Source organism: Moorena sp. SIO3I6, assembly GCF_010672095.1.
Window position 1 is genome coordinate 1 of the sequence record NZ_JAAHHU010000777.1, and the last position, 2,244, is coordinate 2,244.

The window sequence follows — 2,244 nt, forward strand, 5'->3', positions numbered from 1 at the left end:
TAATTTGCGACGTGTAACTAGGCTGAATTTCTGTGACAACCGAGCCAGTCTAATTAGCCCATTTCTGCAAAGAGTCCCGCATTACTCCTTTTATCCAACTATTTAGCTTGCGGGATACCGCCTTAGACTGACGTTTGTTTTTAATTGGTTGTGTTAAATCTTCTGCAAATACTTTCAATGACTCCCCGTTAAAGAGAGATTTAGAAGCTGCTCCTATTATGGCCGTTAATTCTGATTGATTCCGTCTGTAACGACGATTTTCTGTTTTTCTGGTCAGATTATTTTTGAGTATTCGTGCTGACTTAGCTGGATCTAATTTTTCTAACTTTCTGTGAAGTGCCCAAAGTTTTCCTCTATTACGGTTTTTAGCACATATACGATCCGATTTTTTTGTGATTACTTTTCCAAGTCCTTCTCCGTGAGCCTGACCCTTTGAGTCATAGAAAGCCTCCGTATACCCCTTGTCCACTCCGACACTTTGACGTTCGGGTGGAATTTCTACGGTTCCATGGTCTACCAAAAAGTGAATCTCAAATCTTTGTAGGATTTGATTGTAAATTAACCTAATCTGTCCTTTTATATTTCGGTTAGACTTGACAACTATCTTGTTCCTTTTTCCTCTTGTTAGTCCAGCTAATTCTAGTTGGTAAGTGTTTCGCGAAATTCTCTGGCATTTGTAACCAACTTGCTGATAAACTATTTGATTTTTAACCCAAGAATGACCTCTATGGAATTCTTTTCTGACAAGTCTGTGCAGTAAAGGATTGTCTAGAAAAGCCTGGGTTTTGAGTTGCGTGACATATTCCTTGCATTTATCTTGGTTTTCTTTTTCCGGAAACCTTTTGTAAATATTTTTGATAACCACCTTTTTACAGGCCGCCTGGCTCGCTGTGATGGTTTTCGCCACATCATTAATGGTCCAATCCATCAGTTTTGCCGGTAATCCTAAACTGTCAGGAGATCTAAAACTCTTTATTTCCGGAATCGCTTTTTTCCAGTCGAGCCCCCAGTGGCTAATGCTTCCCAATTTGTTGTAAGACTCAGATCTGACAATACCCAATTTTTTCATTATAGACAACAACTCTGTCTCAACCGACACGGTCATACCCACTACTGGGACGATTTGAGTCGATATTTTTTTAGTTGCTCCTACTTTCTTGGGCATTGCTGCTGTCTGAATCCTATACTTTACTCTTACTCTAGTGCTAGAGAATTGTCAATGTCGGTTTTATACCATTAAATACCGTATTATCCCTATTTAAGAGGGTCTGGTTGCGAGACAACAAGCTAAGGGTTGAACTCTCTGGCGGCTGAACCATGGGGGATTCTAAGGGATTGCTGTTGGAGGGGTTAAAAACTGGGTTTGAGAGGCGCTTATGATATAATAGTCCCATCTGTTGAGAAAACGTCCTTGTCTTATTCTACCTATTCGCTTTCCGAGTATTGTTAAGAAGATAGAGAAGGGGCTGTTTTCCTGTAGGTTTCCATGTATAGTAACCCGTTGGGTCAAGGCTCTAAGGTATTTTCAGACAAGGTTTACAACCTGCAATTGAGGTGACCATGGGGACACTAATTACTTTTTCCAGCTATTTATCCAATTTTTCCGGATTTTTAGGTTATTCTGCCTGAGTTGAGGGTAATTGAGGAGTGTCGGTTCCTTGAATCAGATTAGCTTTCATGGCGGCTAACTCAGCTTCCACATCATCGTTAGCTTCAAGAGCGGCAAATTTCTGATCGAGTTGATTGCTACCTAACTCAGCCATTGCCTCAGACCGGGCTTCAAGCTCCATTACCTTATCTTCCATCTTTTCAAAAGCGCTCAAGGTACTACTGGTACCTACATTAGCGAGCATCTCATTAATTTTCATGGATGCCTTAGCTGATTGAGCCCGAGCAATATACAAGTTCTTTTTAGTTTTCGCCTCTGAAATTTTCTGTTCTAGGGTACGCAGCTCTTCCTTGAGCTTGGACACAAGCTCAGCTTGCTGGGAAAGCTGAGCGTTCATGGTTGTGACGGTCACCTGATGAGATTTCCGCCGTGTCAGGGCATCCCGTGCCAAGTTGTCGTCTCCTGCTGACAAGGCTAACTGAGCGCGACGGTACCATTGCTCAGCAGCGGCTTGAGCCTGAGAGGCTTGTCGTTCGGTGCGTTTTTGGGTAGCGATCGCTTGAGCTACAGCCTGACGCATTTGAATCAAATCCTGCTGCATATCATCGACAGCCTGTTCCAGGATTTTCTCAGGA

The 2,244-nt window shown here is 42.5% G+C and carries 1 protein-coding gene and 1 pseudogene; both read right to left on the bottom strand.

Annotated elements, in window-relative coordinates; translation table 11 throughout:
• Positions 1 to 52 precede the first annotated feature (52 nt).
• Positions 53 to 1,165: pseudogene (locus tag F6K49_RS42610) on the bottom strand (transposase); the annotation flags it as partial.
• A 451-nt stretch (positions 1,166 to 1,616) separates the two neighbouring features.
• Positions 1,617 to 2,244, bottom strand: a 628-nt coding sequence (locus F6K49_RS42615; protein ID WP_293107482.1) for a PspA/IM30 family protein, incomplete at its 5' end; no start/stop codon positions are given.